Origin of the sequence: Sulfurimonas sp. (genome assembly GCF_047622445.1) — a bacterium.
Classification (GTDB): Bacteria; Campylobacterota; Campylobacteria; order Campylobacterales; family Sulfurimonadaceae; genus Sulfurimonas.
The window spans coordinates 1-25,089 of record NZ_JBLHOE010000050.1 but is presented as its reverse complement, the minus strand read 5'-3'; the positions used below and the strand labels follow the sequence as shown (position 1 = coordinate 25,089).

The window sequence follows — 25,089 nt, the reverse complement described above, 5'->3', positions numbered from 1 at the left end:
TACTTTCGCTAATTCAAGTAAAAAGTGTAGCCCCTATAAAAATTAAGAAGAGTAGATCAAGAGTAATAGGTAGAAACAAGAAGCAAGGTACTAGTACACCGCCAATTCTAATATCAAGTGCAATTTTTTGAAAATAAGTTGAAAGATAGGATTAACTGAAAACCTGCTAATCTATTTCGACCAAAAAATAAAGAAGTAGCATGAAATATAAACAGTTAAACCTAGAGAAACGATACCAAATATCAGCTTTAATTAAAGCAGGATTGAATCAAAAAAGTATAGCAGTAGAACTTGGCGTCCATCCATCAACAATCAGTAGAGAATTTAAAAGAAATAGTGATTTTGTTCGAGGATAATGCAGAATTTGCACAGGTCAAATGCACTAAAATTGAGAGGGAAAAAAAGAAACGCTTCTCTCTTACAAAAGCAGTTGAGAAGTACATTAGAGCTAAGCTAAAGCAAGACTGGTCGCCAGAGCAAATATCCGGCAGGATGAAACGTGATACTGGTATTTATGTAGTTCATGAAACAATCTATCGCTACATTTATACTAACAAACTCAATGGTGGGAAACTCTATACTTATCTCAGGCACAGAAACAAAAAGTATCATCATAGAAGTTATGACTACAAGGCTAGAGGAACTATTATAGACCGCATCATGATAGACAAGAGACCTAAAATAGTGGAGAAGAAAAATAGAATTGGTGACCTAGAGATAGATACTGTAGTAGGTAAAGATCATAAAGGGTTTTTAGTTACGGTTGTTGATAGAAAATCAAAGTTCGTAATAATCAAGAATGTTCCAACTAAAGAAGCCTCAGTTGTTACTCAAGCTCTCATAGAGATGATCTATCCAATCAAAGATATTACTCACACAATCACAAGTGATAATGGCAAAGAATTCGCATATCACAAGCAAGTATTTGCAGCATTGGATACTAAGTTCTACTTTGCAAATCCATATCACTCTTGGGAAAGAGGATTAAATGAGCACACAAACGGTTTGATTAGACAATATTTACCCAAGAAAAGTGAATTTTTAAAGGTCTCTAAGGATGAAATAAATATGATTCAGAATAGACTTAATCATAGACCTAGAAAAGTACTGAAGTATAAAACTCCATATGAAGTATTCTTTAGAGAAATGAGTAAGAAGTTAGCTAGTTAAATTAGGTGGAAATTGCACTTGATATTAGAATTGGCGATTTAAATAGTAGCTAGATGAATAATATTAAATTTATATATAAGTTAAAATGATTTTGATATTGAGAGTACTGGAGAAGATAATCTTATGTTAGAAAGTTAGGGAGACCTAGAAGATTATTTTCTTCTAAGTTCTTTAATACGAGCTTTTTTACCTGCAAGGTCACGAAGGTAAAATAATTTCGCACGACGTACACGACCACGACGAATCACTTTAATTTCGTTGATTGAGTCTGAATATATTGGAAAAATTCTCTCAACACCAATACCATTAGCACCAATTTTACGTACAGTGATAGTCTCACCAGTACCTTGACCACGTCTAGCTATACAAACACCTTCGTAAGCCTGAACACGAGATTTCTCACCCTCTTTAATTGTTACTGCTAAATTTACAGTATCACCAGCACGAAAATCTGGAATAGTTTTCGCAGATGTTTGTGCTTTTTCAAAATTTTCTATGTATTTATTTCTCATAGGTTTTCCTTAATTTTATGCTTTAAAAGCTGCTCTGGCCTGAAAAACTTGGTCTTACATTCGGACAGGGCTATTTTTAGTGTGCGAATTTTACTATGATTTCCCTTTAAATATTCTTTAGGGACATCTAGATTTCTATATTCTTTTGGTTTAGAAAATGATGGTGCTTCTAAAAGTTCACTTTCAAAACTCTCAATACTTAAAGAAGCGCTATTTCCCAGAACACTTTCTATATTTCTACTTATAGCATCACACAGAACAAGAGATGCAAGTTCACCACCTGTTAATATATAATCACCAATACTGAATACTTCATCTGCAAACTCTTCAACAACTCTTTCATCTATCCCTTCATATCTTCCACTAACAAAAGCTATATGCGATTTTTTCGCTAATCTTTTTGCATCATTTTGTCTAAAAGGTTTTGCAACAGGAGTTAAAAATACTATATGCACATCAGGATTTTCTTTTTTTAAACTCTCCAATGCATCACATAATGGTTGCGGATTCATAACCATTCCAGCACCACCACCAACAGCAGTATCATCTACTTTTGAATGTTTATTAAGAGAAAAATCTCTTGGATCAAGATAATCTATACTCAACAAATTTTTATCGATTGCACGCTTTAAAATAGAATCTTGGAAATAACCTTCAACGAGGTTAGCGAAGAGTGTTACAAAAGTAAATTTCATATTATGAGGCTTCTAAAATATCCATAGCACCGTTTACAGTGATGATTTTTTTCTCTACATCTACACTCTCACGGAATGGCTCTTCAAATGGAATTAAAAACGTTTTAGGAAGTCCTGCTTCAACTAACTTTTCATCTGTAATCATTGCAAGATAATTTGTAATTGCTATACGTTCAACTTCATGAACATGACCTAAACGTATACCGTTTTCAAAAACTTCACAATCATCAATATCAAACCAAAAAAACTCACCCTCTTCTAAGTGGCAATTTTTTCTCGTTTCATCTCGAGTTGTAAAAAGTTTTGCATTTGTAAATCTTTTTGCATCTTCTATACTATTGATACCTTTAATTCGAATCACACCTCTATCTAGGTCTACATCCTCTAAAGTAATTTCTTTTTTTAAGTTTGTAAAAAAAGTAGCACCGTCAAAAAATTGTTCTGAGAAATCTGATTTATCGTGGAATTTCATATCGCCATGAATACCGACAGTTTTGCCGATAGTCGCGATATGAAGGAGTTGTTCTTTAAACTGCTTCGACATTGATACGGTAACTTACACCATCTTTAGCTTTACAACCTGAAATGACAGTTTTAATTGCACCAATCATCTTGCCCTCTTTACCTATCAGCTTACCAATGTCCGCTTGATTTGCAAAAAGAACTATCTCTGTCACTTCATCGCCTTCTTTAACATCAACTCTTATATCTTCAGGGTGTGAAGCTATAAGTCTTGCAAATTGAGCAACAAAATCACAAATCATGACTAACGACCAGTTATCTTTTTAACACGGTCACTCATTTGAGCACCAGTACTTAGCCAGTAATCAAGTCTTTCGTTATCAATAACTAAAACTTTTTCAACTGGCATTGGGTTATAATGTCCAATAAGCTCAATCCAACCACCATCTCTACGTTTACGGCTATCTGTTACTGCGATTCTGTAAAATGGTTGTTTTTTTCTTCCCATACGAGTAAGTCTAATTACTGTCATATTGTTTCCTTGTTTAAATAAAAATTTCGGGGTATCTTTTGCAGAATAAATTTACTAGAAGTAGTTTTATTGTGCCTCTTACCGCCTTTTGGCGTCTTATATCTTGATTAAACAAGATACCTTCTAATCACAGAGGGATTATTTCAGAAGTTATTACGATAGTGGAATTATAGCAAGATATATTTTAAATGTAAAGTCAAAGAAATATTAAAGTGCCTAAAATGAAAAGAGTGTTCTAGTTACAAGACGAATTGTGAGAGAGTACGCTATTAGTGCAAGCGAATTTAGGAATATTAATTCTTTAACTAGTTAAGTTTAAAAATTAACGTAACAACGCAGTAAATGCATTGCTATTTTTATTTTAGCGAGGTAAAGCACCTGTTCCGCTGCCCATTTGACCCATCATTTGTTGCATTTGCTTCATCCCATTTTTACCAGAGAATTTTTTCGCCATTTTTCCGGCATTTTTAAACTGTTTAATCATACGGTTAATTTCAACTTGAGTAAGTCCACAACCAGTTGCGATTCTCATTTTACGTGAATTATTTAAAAGCTCTGGGTTTTCTCTCTCTTTTTTTGTCATAGAAGAAACCATAGCTTTAATGTTTTTAAGTTCACCAGAATTTTCAAAGTCAAAGTCTTTAATTGCTTTGGACATATTTCCCATTCCCGGCATCATTCCCATAATAGAACTCATAGAACCCATTTTTTTCATAGATTCCATTTGTTCTAAAAAGTCATTGTAGTTAAACTTACCTTTTTGAATCTTTTTCGTAAGTCTTTTTGCACTAGCTTCATCTATAACAGAAGCAGTTTTTTCAGCGAGACCTTCAATATCTCCAAATCCCATAAGACGGTTTACAACACGCTCGGGTATGAAAACTTCTAAATCTTCCATCTTTTCACCATTACCAATGAAACGAAGTGGAACTTGAACTTGGGAAGATAATCCAAGAGCTACACCACCTTTAGAATCTCCATCGTATTTTGAAAGGATAACACCGTCTATTCCAATTTTCTCTTTAAATGAAGTTGCGGTTCTAATTGCGTCTTGACCTGTTAATGAATCTGCTACATAGTAAATCTCATGAGGATTTGCAACTTTTTTCACTTCATCCAGTTCACCCATAAGCTCATCATCAATAGCTAAACGACCGGCTGTATCTATTAAAACTACATCATAGATTTTATCACTTGCATATTTCATAGCAGCTTTAACAACTTCTACTGGATTAGTAGAATCTGTCTCTTCAAAAAGCTCTACATCTATTTGCGCTGTAATTTGACGAAGTTGTTCAACTGCTGCTAAACGTTGTAAATCGGCTGCAACTATAAGTACTTTTTTTTGTTTATTTTTTAAATATACGGCAAGTTTACCTGCAGTTGTAGTTTTACCAGAACCTTGAAGTCCCGTCATAAGGATTACAGTTGGAGGATTTGGAGAAAAAGTAAAACCTTTACTTCCACCAATTTCAAGTAATTCATAAAGAGCTGTTCTCATAGCATCAAGAAACTGATCTTTACCAATACCTTTTTCTTTTGTATCTATTTGAACTTTTGCTATTAATTCTTTTACAACTTTATGATTTACATCTGCTTTTAAAAGGTTTTTCTTGAGCTCATTTAAAGCTTTTGTGAGTGCTTTATCATCATCATGAAAACGAATTTTCTTGATGGCATTAGTAAACGAATCGGTTAAAGTATCAAACATTGTATCTCTTTATTTATATTTATTTGTGATTATAAAATCGGTGAATTATAACTAAGTTTTACTTTATTTTTTTATAGAGGAGCGAGAAAAATGTTAATTCTGTCAGGGTGTAAACCCTTAAACCTTTTATTTATCTTTTCTCCCATGCTCTTTTTCTAGCTTTTTTAAAAAAGTAACAACATTGCCAAAAACAATAATTGCTGGTCTTTGCGCGTTCAAAGCAAGTATATTCAGGTTACTAAGTGTACCCACCTCTACAGATTGATTTTTCCTACTTGCATTGGAAACAATCGCACAAGGAGTGTCCATCTCTAATCTTAAGATTTTTGCCTGATTCACTATATCTTTTATACGAGTAAGTCCCATAAGAACGATGAGTGTGTGATTTCTGTTTTCCAACATTGGAACCCATTCAAGGTTAATAGCATTCCCTTTTAAGTGTGCAGTAACCACAGTAAAACCATTACTATAATCTCTTGCTGTTATGGGAATATTTGCCATTAATGGCCCTGACACAGCAGAAGAAATGCCAGGAATTACTTCAGTTTTTATACCTTTTTGCATTAGGTAGAGTAACTCTTCAGCTCCACGACCAAATATAAAGGGATCCCCACTTTTTAAACGTGCAACAGAGTACCCTTTGTGGATATATTTATGCATAAGTACATTTATCTCTTCTTGTGACTTACTATGAAAGCCTTTTTCCTTTCCTACAAAAACCTTTTTTGTGCTCTCTGGTACAAGATCCATAATCTCTTCTGTTATAAGATGATCATAAAGTACAACATCAACGTTTTTTATAATAGAGTACGCTTTGAGCGTGAGTAGTTCAGGATCTCCCAATCCACACCCAACCAAATAAATTTGTGCTGTCATCTTTTTGATTGTCTGAAGTATTTTTTCTTTATTGATACTATTATTGTCTCTTTTTTCTTGTAGTGATTCCAGAAATACTTCCATATCAGCAGGAATAAGCGCTTGACACTTATCCCTAAAGTGTTGTGCTAGTGTAGGACTAGCACCAGAACTTGATACTGCTATTTGTAAAGGGGCATTCTTTGTCAATGCCATAAAGTAAAAATCACACAATATAGGTTTATCTACTACATTCAACAACAAGACATGTTTTTGTTTATACTTCAAAAGTTTTTGTGTTACTTTATCATTACCTGTTGCGTCTATAACAACAAGATGATTGTGAATATCTTTATATTTGAAGGATTTTACGTGTACATCAGAACAAAGTAGTTTTATCTTAGGGTGTAGTTCTTCTGATATAACTGAAAAAGAGATGTTGTTTTCTGAGAGAACTTCCGCTTTTTGTAATGCTACGTTCCCTCCACCAATTAAAAGAACATGTTGTCCTTTTAATAAGATAGGTAAAGTTTGTCTTTGCTTCATGTCTCTATCCAACCTCTCCTAATGACTCAATAAAATTTTCATTTTCTACACTCTCTTTTAAAAAATCATGTAAACCATTTTGTTCACTACTAAGATAGAGCTCAATAATATTCTCTATCGTTGTGTTAATGGACTTTGGCAATACTTTTATACCTGTTTTAAAACCAAAATTTGAAGCTTCCCCTTCTAGATTACCAGCAAGTATAATTTCAAATCCGGCTACTGTAATTCCCTCTTCATCCTTCATTTTTGTGCCTACAAATCCTATGTCCACTATATGTGGATGCGCACAAGAATTTGGACATCCATTAAAGGATATTGATATATTTTCCTTAAAATCAGGAAACCTATTTTCCAAGTGTGTAGCTAAAATTATTGCTTGATCCTTAGTTTCAAGAAGTGCAAACTTACAAAATTTTATCCCTGTACACGATAATGTTCTTGCCTTAAATGGGCTTGGATTTGCTTCTATATTGATATCTAACAATGCTTTAGCCAATATTTGGGCATTTTTACTGGGAACATCTAAAACAATAAAATTCTGTGTGTTCGTTGCTTTTATCGTTGTTGCATTATATTTTTCTAAAATATCCGCTACATCTGCTAAACCTTGTTCACCAATATGTCCTCCATTAACAGCACATCCCATATATGACTTATTTTGTATAGATGACTCATGAATGCCGAAATGTTCTCTTTGTGCATAAGGAGTGGATTTAAAAACCTTTTTTTCTATAAACCTAAATCCTAGTTGTTCTTGTGCAAATATTTTAAACTTATCTATTCCCCATTCATCAATTAAATGACCCAATCGAGCTTTCTTTCTACTTTTTCTGAGTCCATGATCTCTGTAGATAAGACTTATTGTCTTCACCGTATCAAGAACTTGTTCCGCTAGTACATATCCTAAATGAAGTGCTATTTTTTTATTTGAGGCTAATCCACCACCTACACTCACTGCAAACAATACTTCATCGTAAGTCTCGACTGCGGTAAACGATAAATCTTGTATTTCATGTCCCATACAATGTTTGGCACACCCAGATATACCTATTTTATATTTTCTTGGTAGGTTAACTAATTCTGTATTACCATTTAGGTAGTCATTTATATCCTGTGCCAAAAAAGTTGTATCGTATATATCGTTTTTATCTATCCCACTAACGGGACATGTCACTACATTTCTTGGTACATCTCCAGCAGCAAAAACTGAACTCAATCCAACATTCTGGAGTCGCACAAATATTTCAGGTAAATTAGTCACTGTTATAAAGTGAAATTGTATATCCTGTCTTGTTGTAAAATCAGCTGTAGATCTTGCAAACTCTTTTGATATTTTTGATAAACATCTTAATTGTTCTATATTTGCAGCTCCTGATTCTAGTTTGACTCTTAACATGAAATACAATGTATCGTCACTATCATCTTGTAAGTTTTTATTTTGAGTATAAAGACCGTACCATTTAAATCTATCTATATCTTCTGGGTCTATCTCTTTATTTGTCGTAGCATATTCTTTAATATCCGCTAATACGGATAGCCCATCCTTTTGCTTTTTAATTCTTTCTACTCTTTGTGCAGCTGTTTCTCTTGCCATCTTTTTGTCCTAGCCTATAATATTGCTTTTTTCATTCGGAAAATATTTTTTAATCAAGGTATTTAATTCAATTAAGAAGTCCGAATGCTTTAATTCTTTTTTATCTTGATTGTCCGATTTATTTCTTATCATTCCTGCACCCACTGTATTGTTAGTAACTCTGTCAATAATAATAAATGAACCCATAGCTTTGTTCTCATCATAAGAATCAAAAGCAATACTTTGTTCTAAATCTAACTTAGCTCTTGCAATTTCATTAAGATTAAGTGCATTTGTACTAGTCTGCTTTAAAGTATTTACATCAGTTTTATAATAAAAATTCTCTATTGTCCCAACTGTTTGCGTTGAAGCTCTTTTTATAAAGTATTGTTTTCCTATAGTTAAAGGTTCTTCACTCATCCATACAATGTCAACATCTAAGTTAGCTGCACAATCAGGTTGCTCATCACTTTTTACTATTACATTACCTCTAGAAATATCAATCTCATCATTTAGAGTTAATGTAATTGCTTGTTGTGCATAAGCATGCTCAAGATTACCATCATAAGTGACTATTTCTTTCACTGTTGATTTTTCCCCTGAAGGTAATACTGTTATTTCATCGCCCTTTTGAATAATTCCAGATGAAATAGTTCCACAAAATCCTCTAAAATCTAGATTTGGTCTATTTACGTATTGCACAGGCATTCTAAAGTGAACCAAATCTCTATCTTCATCAATTTTTATTGTTTCTAGTAATCCCATTAATGTTTTACCTTTATACCAAGGTGTCTGATCACTTATGTTTACAACGTTATCACCATTTAAAGCAGACAATGGAATCAAAGTGATGTCAGAAGTCATTCCTAGTTCTTTAGAGAATTCTAAATAACTTTCACAGATTTCAGTGTATTTACTTTCATCAAAATCAACTAAGTCCATTTTATTCACAGCAACAATAATGTGCTTGATACCTAATAATTTTGCTATAAAAGAGTGTCTTCTCGTTTGAGTTTGCACTCCGAACCTTGCGTCTATAAGGATTATCGCTAAGTCAGCAGTTGACGCTCCTGTTGCCATGTTTCTTGTGTATTGTTCATGACCTGGAGTATCTGCAATGATAAACTTTCTTTTATCTGTTGTAAAATATCTATAGGCAACATCTATTGTAATACCTTGTTCTCTCTCACTTTGTAATCCATCTACCAACAATGATAAATCAAATTCACCATCAGTCGTATTTGTTTTTTTAGAATCTTTTTTAATAGCTGCTAATTGATCTTCAAAAATCATTTTTGAATCATGAAGAAGTCTTCCTATTAAAGTAGATTTTCCATCATCAACACTTCCACAAGTAATAAACCTAAGAAGTTGTTTATTTTCATGCTCTTTTAAATAAGCCTCAATATCGTTTTGTATTTTTTTTTCTAACTGTGACATCTTAAAAGTACCCCTCTATTTTTTTCTTTTCCATTGATCCTGCGCTATCGTTATCAATAACGCGACCTTGTCTTTCACTTGTTTTGGTTAATAACATCTCTTGAATAATCTCAGGCAATGTAGTAGCTGTACTTTCTACTGCTCCTGTTAATGGATAACATCCTAGTGTTCTAAATCGAACCATTTCTTCTTTAATCTCTTCACCTTCTTCTATTGGCATTCTCTCATCATCAACCATGATTTTCACACCATCTTTTTCAACTACAGGTCGGAGAGCTGCGAAATATAATGGCACAATAGGGATGCCTTCAAGGTGAATATACTGCCAAACATCAAGTTCAGTCCAGTTTGAAATAGGAAAAACTCTAATAGATTCTTCTTTATGCACTCTTGCATTATATAAATTCCAAAGTTCTGGTCTTTGGTTTTTTGGATCCCATCTATGATTTTTATCTCTAAAAGAATAAATTCTCTCTTTTGCGCGAGATTTTTCTTCATCTCTTCTGGCTCCACCAAACACAGCATCAAACTTATATTTGTTAAGCGCTTGCTTTAAACCCTGCGTTTTCATGATGTCAGTATGTACTGCACTTCCATGTGTAAATGGTCCAACGTTTTTTTCTATACCTTCGGGGTTGGTATGAATTAATAATTCAAAACCTTCCTCCGCTGCTCTTTTATCTCTAAATTCAATCATCTCTTTAAATTTCCATTTTGTATCTACGTGAAGTAGAGGAAATGGTAATTTTCCAGGCGCGAAAGCTTTTAATGCTAGATGTAACATAACAGCAGAATCCTTACCTACTGAATACATCATAACTGGATTATCGAACTCAGCGATAACCTCTCTAATAATATGTATTGATTCAGCTTCAAGCTGTTTTAGGTGTGTCAACCTTTGCGTACTTAACATTTTGTAATCTCCTTTTAAATTTATTTTGCGTGTAATCCACACTCTTTATGTTCTGGGTTCTCCCACCACCATCTACCACTTCGTATATCTTCAGAATCTTCTACAGCTCTTGTACAAGGTGCACACCCTATACTTGGGAAACCTTGATCATGTAATTTGTTATATGGAACATTATGTTCTTTTATATACTTCCAAACATCATCTTCACTCCAATCCATAAGTGGATTCAATTTAATGATATTAAAATTGTCATCATATTCGATAAAAGGTGTTCTTGTTCTCGTGACACTTTGATCTGCCCTCAATCCTGTAATCCATATATTTAAGCCCTTAAGTGCTCTACGTAAAGGTTCAATTTTTCTTATATAACAGCAATTCTTTCTTTTTTCTATACTTTCATAATGCCCATTTATTCCCTGAGTTTTATAAAGTTTTTCAACACTTGATGTATCTGGGAAATAGACATCAACTTTTCTCTTATACTTTAAATTTGTTGCATCCATTACATCATAAGTCTCAGGATGTAATCGCCCTGTATCGAGTGTAAAAATAGATGCAGTATTATCTATTTTAGAAATCATGTCTGTTAAGACCTGATCTTCTACGCCAAAACTTGATGAAAGTCCTATTTTGCCTTGGTATGTATTTAAAAAATATGCCAACATTCTATAAGCAGACTCATCTTTAAACATTTCATTTAATTTGTCCATCAAATCTTGATTGAGTATATCATTCATTTTTTTCTCCTATATAACATAATCATTTTTATTTGGCGTATGCTTCCCTAAACTGATTTTATTCCATGCTCTTTCATGAAAATAATATAAAATCATTTTAGTAAAAAGTTCAATTGAACCAATTGATGCAGCCATTTTCAAATCACCCGTGATGATATACGAGATGACTACAGTATCCAGTGTTCCAATTGTTCTCCATGAGATTGTTTTTACAACCGATCTATATGCTTTTTCTTTCATTTTGTTCTCTTCTTTTTCAATACTTATAAGGAAATTATTTTAATTCCCTTTCTCTCTATAAATTCGTACAGCTTACAACCAAAACATACATTTTTCTGCATTTCCATCATTTTCCATACTGCCAACAATAAGATTGAAATAGAAGACAATATGCTATATTCCAAGACTGCTAGGACTATAGATATAGTCACTACTATAAGTGCAAGGTGTGTAGCAAATTCTTTTTCTAACATATTTTTTTTATTTTTTTTATTACTAAATAATAAAGATACTTTCGTTGCTATTACTTCTAAAGGACTAAGTAAAGGTGTTTCACATAATCCAATAAAGAAATGGTAAGCCAATAACATCAACAAACCTATATAGCCTAAAAAGAGATAAGCAACTATTGTAATTACTACTAATGTAGCTACGATACGTGTTTGATTTTCATCAAGCATTCCATATTTTATATCCATTATATTACTCATTTTTCAACTCCTATCTTAGACTTTATATTAAGATGAATGATTATTCATTCATCTTATTTTAGAAATATAACCTAATATATTATATCTTTGCAAGGGGCTATAAAATTAATTTATAGATTTAAAACTTAATTAAGTATTATAAGTAAATGAAATAAAACAAAGCATGTACTCTACCAGGGGTAATAAAAGATTTTCTTATAAATGTCTATGAAAAATCTTCGAAATATTTTGTACTGAAAAACTGAAAAAATAGTTTAGGTCGCTAAAACTATTGCTAGAACTTCAGGAAAATAAGTACTTGGAATTAAAATTTAGGATAATAACGTATCTGAATATATTGAGGTAGGTGCCATTGTTCTTGTATGTATTTTAGTATCATCTGTTTGAAGGTAAAATGATACTAGTAGTAAAATGCAAAAATTACTTTTTACATTTTGTCTTCTAAAAATTAAATAATATATTATTGAAAATCAGTAAACATCTTAGGCTCTTTAGCCACAAACTCAAAACCAAGTAATCTTACTTTATGAGCGTGAAGCATAACTCTTTTTGCACGTCTTCCACCATATTGTTCATCTCCAACAATTGGATGATCTATATATCGAAGATGCGTACGAATCTGGTGTGTACGTCCGTGGTGAATAATACATTTTATCTTTGTTTTATTTGCACTTACTATATCTGGGAAAAATTCACTTCTTGCTGGTTTTCCTTTTCCCGAAACGTTTGAGTATGCTTTGTTATTTTTCTTTTGTGTTAAAATCGCTTTATCTACTTCTATAGGCTCTGAGATAATTCCTTCAACCCATGCGATATACTCTTTATATACATTATCTTTTCTAAACTCTGCAATAGCTTTTTCACGAAACTCTTCGTTTTTAACGAGCATTAGAACACCACTTGTTTCACGATCTAGTCGGTGAAGTAAAACTGCTGGCTTCAACTGTCTTTCTATCTCATCTGAATTAACATATGCAGGTTTGTCTACAACAATCAAATCATCATTTTCAAAAATTGGTTTTGCTTTTTCAATCTTAATAACACGAAATATAGTTTTTGCATCTATTTCACCACGTGCTATCATCACTTTTTTATTTCCAACGTATACTAAACCTCTATCAATCATAGATTTAGCTTGAGAATTTGAAATTCCTTCTTGTGTTGCTAATATTTTATATGCTTTTTCTGTCGCCACTTAGGGCTCCTTAATTTTATTTATTACTGTTTCTAAATTTATTGTCTCTTCCACCATAGAAGGTGGTAAATCTTTACTTGATATCAAAGCTTTATGTATCTCCTCACGTTCAACATACTGAACATGGTGTACATATTTATACAACTCTCTCTGGTCATGAAAGTGTTTACCTGTAATTATCTTACATCCAAAATGTGCAGGTTCTAGTGGATTATGTCCACCGATACCTTCTTTAAATGCCCCACCAACTATCGCGATATCACTAATCGCGTAAATATTATTTAGTTCACCCATTGCATCTATAAGAATCATATCTGCTTCAAAATTATTAGCTTTTGAAAATCTAGAAAGTGAAAACTGATGAATACTTGCATACTGATGCATCAACTCGTAAACAGCATCAAATCGCTCAGGATGTCTTGGAACTATTATGAGCTTTGCATCTGATTGTTTTCTATACTCTACATAAGACTTTAAAATCGATTCTTCTTCAGTCTCATGTGTACTTCCAGCTACAATTACTTCCGTATTTGGCTTTTCATATTCTTTGGTCTTCGTAATTTTACCTGCAAGTTTAATATTTCCAATGACTTCAATATTTTTTGCACCAAGCGCTAAAAATCTATTTTTATCGCCTTCACTTTGCGCATAAATAATTTCCACTTTAGCCAACATCTTTTTATAGAACCAAGCAATTTGTAAATATTTTTTCGCACTCTTTTCAGAGATTCTAGCGTTAAGTAAAATTACCCTTGTACCTCTTGCACTCATAACAGCAAAAAGCATGTACCAAAATTCAGCTTCTAAAACTACAAGAACTTTTTGCTTCTTTACCCAAAAAGGAATAAACAATTCATACGGTAAATAACGCACATCTGCGTCATAGCCTTTAGCCATTGCTTGTCCAGTATGAGTTACTGTACTTATCTTTATATCTTCAGATTTTAAATCTTTTAAAATAGGCTTTAATGCCCGTGCTTCACCAAAAGAGCAGACATGAAACCATATACCATTTTCATCTGTAAAACGTGGATTATTAAAAAGAAAAAAACGTGAAGGGATTGATTCTTTGTACTTAGGCTTGAAGGATAAAAAAACCAAAAGTGGTAATGCTAAAATATATAGCACAGCACTTAAGGTGAAGTAGAAAATACTAAAAGGCATTTTACCTATTCTGACGCAGCTTCCACATGAAGAATACGACCACAATGTGGACATGTTGTAATATCTTCTGCTTTAATTACATCTGCATAAATTTTATCACTAATAATCATATGACAACCCATACATGCTTGCTCCTCAACTACAACAACAGTCGAGTTTTTAGCCCAGCGACGAATCTTTTGATAAAATGCTAAACCTTTTTGATTTACAGCACCTAAAAGTTTTTCTTTTGAAACAAATACAGCTTGTCTTTGTTTATTGATAACAGCTAACTTTTTATCAACATCAGCTTTTACAGACTCTAAGTTTGAAGTAAATTCAACTAAAGTAACCTTTGCAGCTTCAATTTGCTCTTTCTTAGCTTCGATGATTTTTTCTAATCTATCAATTTCTTCATTTGCAAATGTAACTTGTTCTTTTGCAATCTCTTCTTCAAGTTGGAGTGATTTCATTTCACGTTCAGTTTTTATGTCACCGCTTTTTTTAGAATTATCTTCAAGTTTTTGAGAAAGTTCAGCAAGGTGAAGTTCATTCTTCGCCTTTTTAAGCTCTTCGTCTTTGATTTCATTTGTTAAATTTTCAATATCTGATTCGATACTTTTAGTTTTTGCTAAAGCTGCTTCATAATTGTAATTTGCTTCTTCTATTTGAGGTTCAAACGCATCGATTTCTTTATCTACTTTAGAAAGGTCGATTAACTGCTTAAGATGTTGGTTCATTAGGTTCCTTTTTGGATTATATATACGTGAACGGATTCTTTGATGATGCAATTATAACTTCTAAACCTAAATTTTTCAAATGTTTAAGCATAATTTGAGCAAAAAAGTGTTCACTTTCATAATGACCAATGTCAATTAAAGATAAATTTATACTTTTTGCTTCCATTGCATCATGGTATTTCACATCGCCCGTCAAGAAACAATCTGCCTGAATTGACTTCATAAGTGAACAGCCTGAACCCGTCGTTAATGCCGCTATTTTCACTATTTCCGAGCATTTTACACATTTTGCATGAGGGAGTCCAAAAGCACGTGATACTTTCTTCGTAAATGTGTCAAAATCTTCGTTTATTTCTAAGTATGCAACAAATCCATCTTTTTTTATAATTTTGTATCCTAAAACTTCTTCGGCTACATAATTATTGAGGTGAGTTTGATCAAAATTTGTATGCATCGCAATATTTGAAATATTTTTTTGTATCATTTTTTTGATTAAATTTGCAGGATATTTACTAAATTCCAACTGCTTTAATCCACCAAAAATAATGGGGTGATGCGTAATCAAAAGAGTGTCTTTTTTCAGAGAATCTATAAGTGCTTCATCTATATCTATACTGAGTGCGATTTGTTGAATATCCTGAGAAAATTCACCTATCAAAAGACCAGAGTTATCCCATGATTCTTGTAATTCAAAAGGAGAAAGTTTGTCCAAAAATTTATATATTTCTAAAATATTCATTTACTATTCCTCGTTTAACTTATCCAATTCAACCCGAGCTTCATCAAAATCAGGATTGAGTTCAAGTGCTTTAGTGTACATCTCTTTTGCTTCTTCTTTATTTTCAGTATCTACTAAAAGATTTCCATAATTATAATATGTAACAGGGTTCTCAGAATCAATATCTAAAGAAGCTTTAATATGAATCTTTGCAGAAGTAAATTCGCCACGAGCGCGAAAAAGTGAAGCCAAAGCGTTGTGGATAACTTCGTTCTTTTTATCAAGAGAAAGTGCATCTTTATAATATTTTAGTGCTTCTTCGTTATCTCCACTTTTTTGAAAAATATACGCGATTTTAAAAAGTATCTCTTCGTTATTCGCATCTTTCGCATTAGCCTCATGTAATAGTGCTAATGCTTTTTGATTATCACCCTCTTCATATGCGGTGTCTGCTTTTTCAAGTAAAGCTTCTGGAGAAAAGGGGGAAAATGTATCAGCCGTTTTTTCTTCTTCATCTACAGCATATGTATCGTTGTTAGATTCTTTTGGGTCTTGGAGTGTTTGAATATGTTCGTAAATTTTAAATGCAAAAAAAGCCGAAGCTCCAAGCATGAGTAATTGAAATATAGACATAATTTATAGTTCCTTTTTATTTAAAATATTGTTATTTATAAGTTCAACAAATTGAAGTGGATCAACTTGTACTCCACCTACTCTAACAGAAAAGTGTAAATGAGGTCCGGTTACCCTTCCACTCTTTCCCGAGAGTCCAATCACTTCACCTTTTTCAATATACTGATTTTTTTTCACTGAAAATGCACTCATATGATAATAACACGTATATATCCCTTGTCCATGATCAATAATTACAGTACCACCAGAGTAGAACCTGTCCTTTACCAAAGCAACTACACCCTCATTACTCGCGATAATTGGAGTTCCCACTTTTGCACGAAAGTCCGTTCCACTATGGTAACCTTTTAGCGTGTCATTATATACTCTTGCCTTACCAAAATCACTTGTAATAAAACTCTCCATAGGTAAAATAAATGCAGAACTTAGTTGATTCTTTTGTGTAGATGTAGAATAAAGGTTCATTGCTTCGTGGTACTCTTTGTTAATTCTATCGTTAACTTTTTTACCCTTAGGATTTACCTTAGACTTTGTTACTTGGATTTTTTCTTTTTTGTAATTTCCATCTTTTACCTGTACTAGCATTGATTTTGTTTTTGTTTTACCATCTTTAGTATAGGTAATTTTTAAAGTTTCTTCACTGGGTTTTGCATAGTAGCTTATAGGTAAGAGTGCATACATTTTTGTAGAATCTAATGGATTTTCGTAAACATTAAAACTTCTCTTACCTAATGTTAGTTTTTGATATTTTAAACCTTTTGCTTTTTTAAATTCAAAAAGAGATGTTGCACCATTAGCTATATTCGTATTCGAGACCTTAACATTAAAAGAAAAAAGAAGTGAAGAACAAACAACAAATGCTAGTAGTATTTTCACTAGTAATCCTTCATTGCACGTGCAACATCACGTTTTTGATCTTTTTCTTTTAAGTCGTTTCGTTTATCGTGTAACTGCTTTCCTTTTGCAATCGCAATCTGAATTTTCACAAGGTTTCTTGCATTAAAGTAGAGTTGTAATGGAACTATTGTGTATCCATCACGATTGACTGCTTTTAACATTCTTTGGATCTGTTTTTTATGTAAAAGAAGCTTTCTACTTCCTCTCTCTTCATGTCCATAAAAACGGTGTGTAGTATCGAGTCTACCGATGTGAGCATTGAAAAGAAATGCTTCCTCTCCTACAAAACGGATAAAACTATCTTTGAGATTTACTCTCTTAGCACGGATTCCTTTGACTTCACTTCCAGCCAAAACCATCCCAGCTTCAAACTTTTCTTCTATAAAAAAATCATGATAAGCTTTTTTATTTTTTGCTACTGTTTCACCCATGTTCTTCCCAACTTAATATATATTTTTTCTTGAGCCCACTCTAAGAATAAGTAAAATAATTTCATCATTTTCTATCTTAAAAAGTACTCTTATTTTTTTCGCTACTACAAATCTATAAACAGAGTCAAACTCACTTCCTTTGAGCTCTGTTACTTTTTTTGTGCTTCTAAGTAACTCAAAATTATCTGCTAGATAATGAATCTTTTTTGCGATTAAGACTCTATCAGGATGAGAAAAAGATTTTAAATCTTTAACTGATTTATCTGAGTACCTAACATTCAAATCTCGATGCCTAACTCTGCATAAACATCTTCACTCGAGTGTACTTTCATACTACCGGCCTCTATCTCTTTAATAACACTATCCGCTACAACGCTATCAGTATAATCAAAATAAAAGTCCAAAGCAGTTTCAACAACCTCTTTTTGACTTTTATGTAAAGCTAAAGAGACATTTTCCAGCTCTTTTGCAATTGACGCATCTAATGATAATAATTTTTTTACTGTTGCCATATCGAATAACCTTCAATTTAGATATACAATTATATATCTTTTTAGATATATTGTCAATTACTTCCCATCACTTTCTCGTGTCTTTTCTAACAGACATTAAAAATTGGTAGTATAAGTAACCTAAAAATATTTTATTCAAAAATATAATTAGTAAATCATAAACACCTCTAGATTGAACATTAGCCCCATTTACCATAGTTTCTAAACTAATCAAGGACATATTCTTAACAACATCACTCCAACTAAAATAATTTTCATATACAATATTTGTCAAAAAAACACCTACAGTAAATAATCCTAAAGAGCTCATCAATCTATAACTTTTATCATTTGAAATAGCTGCTACGAACAAATACACGGTAGGTAGTCCTATCAAAATAAGTAAAAATGATTTCATTGCAAATGTACTCATGAAACCTATAAAAGCCACCCAAGATATTGGTAAAAACCAATTCGTTGAGTGTTCTGAACTTAAATCATGTAATTTGAATACAAAATATTCTCGCCAATTTTCAAACTTATCTTTTTCTAATTTTCTTCTTTGCTGATCAAGTTCTAAACCATGGTATTTATTTGCTTCAATTTTATTTCCAAGCTTTTCAAAGTTATGTTTAATTGTTCGATATGTTTCCTGAGAAGTATTCTCTTTTGAAGAGTTAGTGTCAAGTCCTTTTATTCCAAAAAAATGTATCTCTTTATCACTAGACGTATAGTCTAAATTAATTCCATTCTTAAATACTGATTCTCTAAATGAGGTAAATTTTTCAAAAATAATATATTCAAATTGCGCTTTAGTATGAAATATACATTTATCAAATAAAGAAAAATCCTTGTATGTTATTTCGCTTAAATTAAATTTATTTTTAAATTCAACTTCATTAAACTCTGATAATGATTGAAAATCAACATTCTCAATCTCAATCTCATTAATGCACGCTTTATAAACACAAAAATCTCGCTTAAATACTGAATTTTTTATTCTTATTTGATTAATACTAATTTTTTTCTCATCAAAATAATATTCATTATTTATATAAAAATGTTCTTCAAATATAGAACCAGCTACATCTATTGCACAATTTTCAGGTAAGTTAAAGTGTACTTCATCGTTAAATTTACATCCACTAAAGTCATAATCCATCTTTTCAAATTCTAAAGTGTTTACTCCATCCTGATAATGATGTTGGAATCTATAAATTTCATTATCTATAGTTTTACATTTTTCATCTTGTGAAAGTACTAAACAATAAGTATTTATTTTTACTTTTTCATCAAATTCTAAATTTGAAAAAGTAACTGTATGTCCACATATCGTAATATTTGGTTCAGATTCCGAAATTAAATCATCGCCCTTAATATAATTTTCTGGTTCAAACTTTGTAAGATATTTATTTTCTTTCATTCCAATAACTTAGACAAATTTTTACGCTCTACTAACTGTGATAGCATTAGTTTTTAACACCCTAAAAAAGCTACTTCCACTTCCACTAAAGTGATAGCCTGCTTTGTAATGAGACTCTAATTGTTTATACTCTTTTAATGCTGGGGCATACAAATCATTTGCTTCTTTTACATCCATAGTATTTAAAACTTCTTGAGATGTAACTTTCTTTAGTCTTTCTCGCTCAAAACCATCTACTGGTAGATAAAAATCTTCTCTGTATGTTTTATATACTTTTGGAGTAGATATCTTCACATCTGGTGTGTAGGTCTCAATATCAAGGAGTTCTTCTTTAAATTCTTCAACTACTTCACCAATTCCACTAACATTGGCGCTCTTATATCCGTATATAAAAAATGGAACATCTGCACCTACTTCTAAACCTATGAGAGCTAATTCATTTGTACTTAAACCTAGGTGAAGTACTTCGTTACACATTTTTAGATATGTTGCAGCGTCAGAACTTCCACCACCGAGACCTGCAAAAGCTGGGATAGATTTTTTAACTTCAACGCCATGAGTACGCATTAATTGTTCTAACTGTTGAGAGCCAGTTGCTTTTTTGAGGGCAAAGTAGGCTTTGTAAATTGTGTTTTGTTGTGTCTCGCAAGAAAAGTCGCCTAGTATACAAAAACTCTCAGACTTTCCACCACATTTCTCTTTTGAAATAAATGAAAGTTCATCATATAAAGAATCTACTCGCATAAATCTAGAAATGATTTCATGGTAATTATCACGAAGTCCTGTGATTTTTAAAAAGATGTTAACTTTTGCGTAGGCTTTATAGACTTTCATAAGGTCTCAATTTACTTTGATATAAGTTGGCTAAGTTTACTCAGGATACTTGAATCTACCTCTTTTGATGCTGCAATATTTGACTCTTTCACATCTTCAAGAAGTTCACTTCTCATAATTGGTATAGACTTTGGAGCATCTATCCCAAATTTTATTACACCTTTTTCAATAGATATAACTTTAATGATAATATTATCGCCAATAACAATAGACTCTCCCTCTTTTCTAGCTAATACTAACATGTGAATATCCTACCTAATTCGTATTTTACATTTTCATTTTCTATACTTAGAATCGAGATATTATCTCCATTATCAAGCCAGTATGTTCCATTCTCTTGTATTTCTAAATCACTTAAAGCAAGAACTCTTCCATATTGAATATTTTCTGCGTCGCCTGTGTAAACATTTAAAGGAATATTGAGGGATTTTTTTATGTCTAGTGCTACTTCACCATCATAAACAAAACTACCCTCATTAAGCCTCTCTAAAGCACTTAAGCTTCCGTTAGTCACTCCGAGCCTCTCAGTTATTATGCGGCCTAAAGAGCGGATGTATGTACCCTCTGAAGCAGTTGCTTCAAAAGTCACAAAAGGATGTTTATAATGAATGAGTTTAGATTCATATATAGTAGAATTTATTTTATTTAAAACTACCTCTTTTCCAGCACGTGCTAAATCATAAGCACGTTTTCCATCTATGCGTTTTGCTGAAAATATAGGGGGTTCATACTCTAACTCTCCCTCTAATGACTTCACCGTATTTTCTACTTCAGTTTCATCTAACTCTTCAATTTCTTCTACTAAATCTATCAACTCTGTGTCAAGACTGTCTGAATGAGCACCTAGCCAAAGCGTAGCTCTGTATGTTTTTGGTGTTTTATCTAAGAAGCGAAAAAGCTTAGTATGAGAACCCATACCTATAATAAGTACACCTTTTGCAAAAGGGTCAAGTGTTCCTGTAAATCCAGCTTTTTTATTGTTGTACTTTCTTTTTAGTCTTGAGAGAAAAAAGTTTGAACTTATTCCGGAGGGTTTATAGGCAACGAAAAGTTTATTCATATGAAAACTATAATCTTTCTATAAATGAAGCCAAAATGTCTTTTTTATTTCCAGCAAAATTTATACTTAGTTTAAATTCTCGTCCAGATTTACTGACCCCTGTTACACGACCAGTTCCAAAGATTTTATGACGCACTAAATCACCTTTTTTAAAGGCTGTATTTTTTTCTACTATTAAAGAACCAGCACATAGTCCTGCTTCATTAAAAAATCTACTTTTTTGTAAATCACTTCTACGACCTTTATAAAAACGACTTCCAGCATGAGAGAGAGTAAGTGTCTCTTTTGCACGAGTAAAAGAAACATAACCTAAACGTCTTTCCTCTTCTAAGTCACTTCCATCTCCTACTAACGGTAAAAAACCCTCTTCTAGCCCAATGATAAAAACATGTTCAAACTCTAAACCTTTTGAAGCATGGATACTCATCATATAGATAGACTCCCCTTCTACCTGATCTTGTTCACTTTGAAGTGTCAACTCATTTAAAAATGCATCGAGTCCAGAAGCTGGATCTTTTTTTATAAAATCACGAAAGAGACCATAAAATTCATCCATATTGAGAACTCTATCTTGTTCATCTTGCATACCTTTGTAGATGTCTTTCAGATGAAAAGTCTCTTCTAATATATCTATAAATTCATAACTAGACTCTTGCACAGCTTTTGAAACAGTCTCAATTTTTTCAATAAAGTCTTTGAGTGTAGCTGCATTTTTCTTTCTAACCAAAACTTCCAACTCCGCTAACGTAGAGTTTTTTATAAACTGGTAAATGGAAACTTCTTGCCCAAGTGCAGCGATTTCAAGCTTGTCTACACTTGCTTTTCCAAGACCACGTTTAGGTTTATTTACAATTCTCTTAAAAGAAAAATCATCATGGAAGTTTGTAATCACTCGAATATACGAAATTAAATCCTTAATCTCAGCTCTGTCATAAAAGCGTAAACCACCAACAAGTTTATACGCAATTCCAGCACGATTTAAACCTTCTTCAATAGAACGAGACAAAACATTTACACGATACAAAATTGAAATGTCATTTGCAGATACACCAGAGTCTAAAAGCTTATTAATATTTGTTGCTATCTTTCTTGCTTCTTCGTTTTCATCGTTAGAATTTAAGATTGTTACATCTTCCCCACCACCACGTGTAGCTATGAGTTTTTTACCAAGCCGAGAACGATTATGTTCAATAAGTGAATTTGCAACTTCTAAAATAGGTGTACGAGAACGGTAATTATTTTCCAATTTGAAAACTTCTGTTCCCTTGAAATCTTGGTCAAACTCCATAATATTTCTAATATGTGCTCCACGCCAACCATAAATACTTTGGTCATCATCCCCAACAACACAAATATTTGTATGTGCTGAACAAAGTTTTTGAATAAGCTTTAACTGTAACTCGTTTGTATCTTGGTACTCATCTATCATGATATACTGATATTTTTGACTTGTAGTCATTGCTAATTCTGGGTTTTCATCTAAAAGTTTATATGTCAAAGCTATAAGGTCATCAAAGTCTACAAGATTGTTTTCATGTAAATACTTTTCATACTCTTCATACACTTTCGCAATTTGCTGGTAGTTATAAAGCTCTGCTTGCTTGTATGCTTCATCTGGAGTAATTAACGAATTTTTGTATCTTGATATTTCACTTGCTATGAGTGGTGTTGGAAGTTCTGAGTTTATTTTTTTAATGATTCTTTTTTTATCATCTGTGTCTATTACTACAAAGTTATTTTGACGCTTTAATAGATGGATATTAAACTTTAAAAATAAAAGACCAAATTTATGGAAGGTACAAAGAAGTGGTGGGTACGTTATATTTTCAATCATCGCAAGAGAGCGCTCTCTCATTTCTTTTGCGGCTTTATTTGTAAAGGTAAGTGTTAATGTATTTGATGGTGGAATTCCAAGCACCTCTATAAGGTATGCTAAACGAGAAATTATAGTGGTAGTCTTACCACTTCCTGCTCCAGCTAAAATGAGGACAGGACCTTCAGTCTTTTTAACAGCACCAACCTGCGATTCATTTAAATTTTTAAATATTTTTTCCATTCTCATCACTTTGTTGTTATTGATTATATTATAGCTTAAATTTTATAAATTATAACAAAAGTGTTGATTTATATATAATTATCAGTTATACTTTCATTATTACTTGAACTTATAGGAATTATTATGTTAAAAGATTTTGCCAAATTACAAACCTTTTTGATGGTTATAAAAGAGAAGAGCTTTTCGAAAGCTTCAGCGAAGCTAGGTATCTCTCAACCCGCTGTAACACAACAAATAAAGTTTATTGAAGATTATTTAGATACTAGAATTGTTGAAAGAAAAAAGAACGGAATCCTACTTACTAAAGAAGGTGAAGATCTTTATAGAATCGCTACAAAATTAGATAAAGCTATTGTAAGTAGTGAGAAAGAAATTTTAAAAATTATGAATAAAGAGTTTACTTTTGTTATGGGTGCTTCGACAACTATTGGAAATTATATCCTTCCAACCTACTTATCTGGAATAAAAGATAGAATCGATAATGAAGTGTTTTTAAATGTCGCTCTTTCTAATGAAATCATTGACCAGTTGGAAGATAAAAAGATTGATATTGCACTTATTGAGTCTCCAATTTTTAAAGATAATATCATTTATAGAGAATGGGTAGAAGATGAGCTTGTTGTTTTTTCTAACAGACAACTTCCTAAACAACTAAAATCAGAAGAGCTTTTTGCACTAGATTGGATTTGTAGAGAAGAAAATTCTCACACAAGAATCCTTACATCAGAAGCATTTGAGGAAGTAAATGTTCCTTGTGATGACTTTTGTGTTATGGGTGTACTATCAAGTCCTACAGCTATTAAAGAGACTATTTTAAATGCACCAAAAGATGCGCCAAGACCTATCGCATCTGTTATGTCTCGCCACGTAATTAAAGCAGAGATCGAAGCAGGTAGACTTTTTGAGTCAAGAATCAAAGGTAACAATATTAAAAGAAAGTTTTATATTGCATATCTTAAAGAAAGAAAGCACGATGCATTTGTTGATAATGTAGTAAGCTACTTACTCTCTATAAACAAAGTTGCTGTTTAATACATCTAAAGTAAAGGTTACAGAACCTTTACTTTAGTAAACTATTTTTTTAAAAACTTTGAATTTTCAGGGTTATTCAAAAATGAAGCCATTGAATTATCAACTCCATTTGTGTCTATACTTTCTTCTTTTACCTCAATTTCGATCCCTGGATTTGCAAGATTAATTAAAACAGGCGTTTCATCAATAATCACTTGTAAAATACTAAGAAGTGGAACAGAAACTACACTACCAAAATTATCTCCACCAAAACCTGCTTCAAATACAAGTAGATCTTCTTCTATTCTTGCCGTTTCAAAAGTGTAACCTGCTAAGAAAAAAAGTGTCAAAGGACGGAACTCATCATTTATATCAGATGGAAGTTCTGGATTAAAGTTTATATCATCTATTTTACAAAGAATCCCAAAATTTTGTTCTTTTTCAAAAAAATGAATAATAATATCTTGTATGTTTTTTTGCATTAAATAGGCAAAATTTTTATCGTTAATTACGCTCTCTAGCACGTTGTATCCTTAATATTTATAACTTATACTTGCAATTATATCAAAATCTATCATAGCATTGAGTAAGGCAATTT

At 32.2% G+C, this 25,089-nt stretch carries 31 protein-coding genes; 3 read left to right on the top strand and 28 right to left on the bottom strand.

Annotated elements, in window-relative coordinates; genetic code table 11:
* Positions 1-200: 200 nt before the first annotated feature.
* Positions 201-356 (top strand): helix-turn-helix domain-containing protein, encoded by a 156-nt coding sequence (locus tag ACI9TV_RS11340; protein WP_415250915.1) that lies wholly within the window; start codon positions 201-203, stop codon positions 354-356.
* Positions 337-1,170: an IS30 family transposase gene (locus ACI9TV_RS11335; protein WP_415250914.1), complete on the top strand. Its 834-nt coding sequence runs from the start codon at positions 337-339 to the stop codon at positions 1,168-1,170. The genes ACI9TV_RS11340 and ACI9TV_RS11335 overlap by 20 nt, the downstream gene beginning before the upstream one ends.
* A 152-nt stretch (positions 1,171-1,322) precedes the next feature.
* On the opposite strand, the gene rplS is transcribed toward ACI9TV_RS11335, so the two are convergent.
* The 27 genes from rplS to ACI9TV_RS11200 all read right to left on the bottom strand — a co-directional run bounded on the left by rplS (position 1,323) and on the right by ACI9TV_RS11200 (position 23,480).
* Positions 1,323-1,682: a 50S ribosomal protein L19 gene (gene rplS / locus ACI9TV_RS11330; protein WP_415250913.1), complete on the bottom strand. Its 360-nt coding sequence runs from the start codon at positions 1,680-1,682 to the stop codon at positions 1,323-1,325.
* A complete protein-coding gene (gene trmD, locus ACI9TV_RS11325) occupies positions 1,679-2,377 on the bottom strand; it encodes a tRNA (guanosine(37)-N1)-methyltransferase TrmD (RefSeq protein ID WP_415250912.1) in 699 nt (232 codons plus the stop codon). The genes rplS and trmD overlap by 4 nt, the downstream gene beginning before the upstream one ends.
* Position 2,378: 1 nt before the next feature.
* A complete protein-coding gene (rimM, locus tag ACI9TV_RS11320; protein WP_415250911.1) occupies positions 2,379-2,921 on the bottom strand; it encodes a ribosome maturation factor RimM in 543 nt (180 codons plus the stop codon).
* Positions 2,905-3,141 carry a KH domain-containing protein gene (locus ACI9TV_RS11315; protein WP_415250910.1) on the bottom strand — a complete coding sequence of 79 codons (237 nt, stop codon included), beginning with the start codon at positions 3,139-3,141 and terminating at the stop codon, positions 2,905-2,907. Before ACI9TV_RS11315 ends, rimM begins: the two co-directional genes overlap by 17 nt.
* Positions 3,142-3,143: 2 nt before the next feature.
* Positions 3,144-3,371 (bottom strand): 30S ribosomal protein S16, encoded by a 228-nt coding sequence (gene rpsP / locus ACI9TV_RS11310; RefSeq protein ID WP_415250909.1) that lies wholly within the window; start codon positions 3,369-3,371, stop codon positions 3,144-3,146.
* A 361-nt stretch (positions 3,372-3,732) separates the two neighbouring features.
* On the bottom strand, positions 3,733-5,082 hold the full coding sequence (ffh, locus tag ACI9TV_RS11305; protein WP_415250908.1) for a signal recognition particle protein: 1,350 nt from the start codon (positions 5,080-5,082) through the stop codon (positions 3,733-3,735).
* A gap of 126 nt (positions 5,083-5,208) precedes the next feature.
* Positions 5,209-6,483 carry a uroporphyrinogen-III C-methyltransferase gene (cobA, locus tag ACI9TV_RS11300; RefSeq protein WP_415250907.1) on the bottom strand — a complete coding sequence of 425 codons (1,275 nt, stop codon included), beginning with the start codon at positions 6,481-6,483 and terminating at the stop codon, positions 5,209-5,211.
* A 4-nt stretch (positions 6,484-6,487) separates the two neighbouring features.
* The gene (locus tag ACI9TV_RS11295) at positions 6,488-8,080 is read right to left on the bottom strand and encodes a nitrite/sulfite reductase (RefSeq protein WP_415250906.1); all 1,593 of its coding nucleotides are present in this window, start codon (positions 8,078-8,080) and stop codon (positions 6,488-6,490) included.
* Between the two features lie 9 nt (positions 8,081-8,089).
* Entirely contained in the window at positions 8,090-9,499 is a 1,410-nt protein-coding gene (cysN, locus tag ACI9TV_RS11290; RefSeq protein ID WP_415250905.1) for a sulfate adenylyltransferase subunit CysN, read from the bottom strand.
* A 1-nt stretch (position 9,500) separates the two neighbouring features.
* Positions 9,501-10,412 carry a sulfate adenylyltransferase subunit CysD gene (cysD, locus tag ACI9TV_RS11285; protein WP_415250904.1) on the bottom strand — a complete coding sequence of 304 codons (912 nt, stop codon included), beginning with the start codon at positions 10,410-10,412 and terminating at the stop codon, positions 9,501-9,503.
* Positions 10,413-10,432: 20 nt separating this feature from the next.
* Positions 10,433-11,149, bottom strand: coding sequence for a phosphoadenylyl-sulfate reductase (locus tag ACI9TV_RS11280; RefSeq protein ID WP_415250903.1), 717 nt, complete (start codon positions 11,147-11,149; stop codon positions 10,433-10,435).
* Between the two features lie 9 nt (positions 11,150-11,158).
* The gene (locus tag ACI9TV_RS11275) at positions 11,159-11,389 is read right to left on the bottom strand and encodes a DUF2061 domain-containing protein (RefSeq protein WP_415250902.1); all 231 of its coding nucleotides are present in this window, start codon (positions 11,387-11,389) and stop codon (positions 11,159-11,161) included.
* A 23-nt stretch (positions 11,390-11,412) separates the two neighbouring features.
* Entirely contained in the window at positions 11,413-11,859 is a 447-nt protein-coding gene (locus ACI9TV_RS11270) for a DUF4395 family protein (protein WP_415250901.1), read from the bottom strand.
* Between the two features lie 460 nt (positions 11,860-12,319).
* On the bottom strand, positions 12,320-13,054 hold the full coding sequence (locus tag ACI9TV_RS11265) for a pseudouridine synthase family protein (protein ID WP_415250900.1): 735 nt from the start codon (positions 13,052-13,054) through the stop codon (positions 12,320-12,322).
* Positions 13,055-14,218, bottom strand: a complete 1,164-nt coding sequence (gene waaA, locus ACI9TV_RS11260; RefSeq protein ID WP_415250899.1) for a lipid IV(A) 3-deoxy-D-manno-octulosonic acid transferase — start codon at positions 14,216-14,218, stop codon at positions 13,055-13,057. It abuts the gene before it with no gap.
* 5 nt (positions 14,219-14,223) lie between these two features.
* Positions 14,224-14,937, bottom strand: a complete 714-nt coding sequence (locus ACI9TV_RS11255; protein ID WP_415250898.1) for a zinc ribbon domain-containing protein — start codon at positions 14,935-14,937, stop codon at positions 14,224-14,226.
* Between the two features lie 16 nt (positions 14,938-14,953).
* A complete protein-coding gene (locus tag ACI9TV_RS11250) occupies positions 14,954-15,676 on the bottom strand; it encodes a Nif3-like dinuclear metal center hexameric protein (protein ID WP_415250897.1) in 723 nt (240 codons plus the stop codon).
* Between the two features lie 3 nt (positions 15,677-15,679).
* A complete protein-coding gene (locus ACI9TV_RS11245; RefSeq protein WP_415250896.1) occupies positions 15,680-16,288 on the bottom strand; it encodes a tetratricopeptide repeat protein in 609 nt (202 codons plus the stop codon).
* A gap of 3 nt (positions 16,289-16,291) precedes the next feature.
* Entirely contained in the window at positions 16,292-17,164 is an 873-nt protein-coding gene (locus tag ACI9TV_RS11240; protein WP_415250895.1) for a M23 family metallopeptidase, read from the bottom strand.
* On the bottom strand, positions 17,164-17,616 hold the full coding sequence (gene smpB, locus ACI9TV_RS11235) for an SsrA-binding protein SmpB (RefSeq protein WP_415250894.1): 453 nt from the start codon (positions 17,614-17,616) through the stop codon (positions 17,164-17,166). The genes ACI9TV_RS11240 and smpB overlap by 1 nt, the downstream gene beginning before the upstream one ends.
* A gap of 12 nt (positions 17,617-17,628) precedes the next feature.
* Positions 17,629-17,898: a type II toxin-antitoxin system RelE family toxin gene (locus ACI9TV_RS11230; protein ID WP_415250893.1), complete on the bottom strand. Its 270-nt coding sequence runs from the start codon at positions 17,896-17,898 to the stop codon at positions 17,629-17,631.
* Positions 17,895-18,128, bottom strand: coding sequence for a hypothetical protein (locus ACI9TV_RS11225; protein ID WP_415250891.1), 234 nt, complete (start codon positions 18,126-18,128; stop codon positions 17,895-17,897). The genes ACI9TV_RS11230 and ACI9TV_RS11225 overlap by 4 nt, the downstream gene beginning before the upstream one ends.
* Positions 18,129-18,195: 67 nt before the next feature.
* A complete protein-coding gene (locus ACI9TV_RS11220) occupies positions 18,196-19,530 on the bottom strand; it encodes a hypothetical protein (RefSeq protein WP_415250890.1) in 1,335 nt (444 codons plus the stop codon).
* A gap of 21 nt (positions 19,531-19,551) precedes the next feature.
* Positions 19,552-20,364, bottom strand: coding sequence for a 4-(cytidine 5'-diphospho)-2-C-methyl-D-erythritol kinase (locus tag ACI9TV_RS11215; RefSeq protein ID WP_415250889.1), 813 nt, complete (start codon positions 20,362-20,364; stop codon positions 19,552-19,554).
* Positions 20,365-20,375: 11 nt separating this feature from the next.
* Positions 20,376-20,606, bottom strand: coding sequence for a carbon storage regulator CsrA (gene csrA / locus ACI9TV_RS11210; RefSeq protein ID WP_415250888.1), 231 nt, complete (start codon positions 20,604-20,606; stop codon positions 20,376-20,378).
* Entirely contained in the window at positions 20,600-21,424 is an 825-nt protein-coding gene (gene truB / locus ACI9TV_RS11205; protein ID WP_415250887.1) for a tRNA pseudouridine(55) synthase TruB, read from the bottom strand. Before truB ends, csrA begins: the two co-directional genes overlap by 7 nt.
* Before the next feature lie 7 nt (positions 21,425-21,431).
* A complete protein-coding gene (locus ACI9TV_RS11200; RefSeq protein ID WP_415250886.1) occupies positions 21,432-23,480 on the bottom strand; it encodes an ATP-dependent helicase in 2,049 nt (682 codons plus the stop codon).
* Between the two features lie 123 nt (positions 23,481-23,603).
* On the opposite strand from ACI9TV_RS11200, the gene ACI9TV_RS11195 reads away from it, so the two are divergent.
* Positions 23,604-24,512 (top strand): LysR family transcriptional regulator, encoded by a 909-nt coding sequence (locus tag ACI9TV_RS11195; protein WP_415250885.1) that lies wholly within the window; start codon positions 23,604-23,606, stop codon positions 24,510-24,512.
* A gap of 41 nt (positions 24,513-24,553) precedes the next feature.
* Here ACI9TV_RS11195 and ACI9TV_RS11190 read toward each other — a convergent pair whose 3' ends face one another.
* On the bottom strand, positions 24,554-25,015 hold the full coding sequence (locus tag ACI9TV_RS11190; protein ID WP_415250884.1) for a hypothetical protein: 462 nt from the start codon (positions 25,013-25,015) through the stop codon (positions 24,554-24,556).
* Positions 25,016-25,089: the final 74 nt, after the last annotated feature.

Coding starts and splice junctions, on each gene's coding strand:
- ACI9TV_RS11225 (WP_415250891.1), bottom strand. CDS start 18,128: ATGGCAACAGTAAAAAAATTATTATCATTAGATGCGTCAATTGCAAAA.
- ACI9TV_RS11280 (WP_415250903.1), bottom strand. CDS start 11,149: ATGAATGATATACTCAATCAAGATTTGATGGACAAATTAAATGAAATG.
- rplS (WP_415250913.1), bottom strand. CDS start 1,682: ATGAGAAATAAATACATAGAAAATTTTGAAAAAGCACAAACATCTGCG.
- rpsP (WP_415250909.1), bottom strand. CDS start 3,371: ATGACAGTAATTAGACTTACTCGTATGGGAAGAAAAAAACAACCATTT.
- ACI9TV_RS11255 (WP_415250898.1), bottom strand. CDS start 14,937: ATGAACCAACATCTTAAGCAGTTAATCGACCTTTCTAAAGTAGATAAA.
- ACI9TV_RS11200 (WP_415250886.1), bottom strand. CDS start 23,480: ATGGAAAAAATATTTAAAAATTTAAATGAATCGCAGGTTGGTGCTGTT.
- ACI9TV_RS11295 (WP_415250906.1), bottom strand. CDS start 8,080: ATGGCAAGAGAAACAGCTGCACAAAGAGTAGAAAGAATTAAAAAGCAA.
- ACI9TV_RS11315 (WP_415250910.1), bottom strand. CDS start 3,141: ATGATTTGTGATTTTGTTGCTCAATTTGCAAGACTTATAGCTTCACAC.
- ACI9TV_RS11195 (WP_415250885.1), top strand. CDS start 23,604: ATGTTAAAAGATTTTGCCAAATTACAAACCTTTTTGATGGTTATAAAA.
- trmD (WP_415250912.1), bottom strand. CDS start 2,377: ATGAAATTTACTTTTGTAACACTCTTCGCTAACCTCGTTGAAGGTTAT.
- ACI9TV_RS11275 (WP_415250902.1), bottom strand. CDS start 11,389: ATGAAAGAAAAAGCATATAGATCGGTTGTAAAAACAATCTCATGGAGA.
- ffh (WP_415250908.1), bottom strand. CDS start 5,082: ATGTTTGATACTTTAACCGATTCGTTTACTAATGCCATCAAGAAAATT.
- cysN (WP_415250905.1), bottom strand. CDS start 9,499: ATGTCACAGTTAGAAAAAAAAATACAAAACGATATTGAGGCTTATTTA.
- cobA (WP_415250907.1), bottom strand. CDS start 6,483: ATGAAGCAAAGACAAACTTTACCTATCTTATTAAAAGGACAACATGTT.
- smpB (WP_415250894.1), bottom strand. CDS start 17,616: ATGGGTGAAACAGTAGCAAAAAATAAAAAAGCTTATCATGATTTTTTT.
- ACI9TV_RS11215 (WP_415250889.1), bottom strand. CDS start 20,364: ATGAAAGTCTATAAAGCCTACGCAAAAGTTAACATCTTTTTAAAAATC.
- waaA (WP_415250899.1), bottom strand. CDS start 14,218: ATGCCTTTTAGTATTTTCTACTTCACCTTAAGTGCTGTGCTATATATT.
- ACI9TV_RS11270 (WP_415250901.1), bottom strand. CDS start 11,859: ATGAGTAATATAATGGATATAAAATATGGAATGCTTGATGAAAATCAA.
- rimM (WP_415250911.1), bottom strand. CDS start 2,921: ATGTCGAAGCAGTTTAAAGAACAACTCCTTCATATCGCGACTATCGGC.
- ACI9TV_RS11250 (WP_415250897.1), bottom strand. CDS start 15,676: ATGAATATTTTAGAAATATATAAATTTTTGGACAAACTTTCTCCTTTT.
- ACI9TV_RS11340 (WP_415250915.1), top strand. CDS start 201: ATGAAATATAAACAGTTAAACCTAGAGAAACGATACCAAATATCAGCT.
- ACI9TV_RS11220 (WP_415250890.1), bottom strand. CDS start 19,530: ATGAAAGAAAATAAATATCTTACAAAGTTTGAACCAGAAAATTATATT.
- csrA (WP_415250888.1), bottom strand. CDS start 20,606: ATGTTAGTATTAGCTAGAAAAGAGGGAGAGTCTATTGTTATTGGCGAT.
- cysD (WP_415250904.1), bottom strand. CDS start 10,412: ATGTTAAGTACGCAAAGGTTGACACACCTAAAACAGCTTGAAGCTGAA.
- truB (WP_415250887.1), bottom strand. CDS start 21,424: ATGAATAAACTTTTCGTTGCCTATAAACCCTCCGGAATAAGTTCAAAC.
- ACI9TV_RS11245 (WP_415250896.1), bottom strand. CDS start 16,288: ATGTCTATATTTCAATTACTCATGCTTGGAGCTTCGGCTTTTTTTGCA.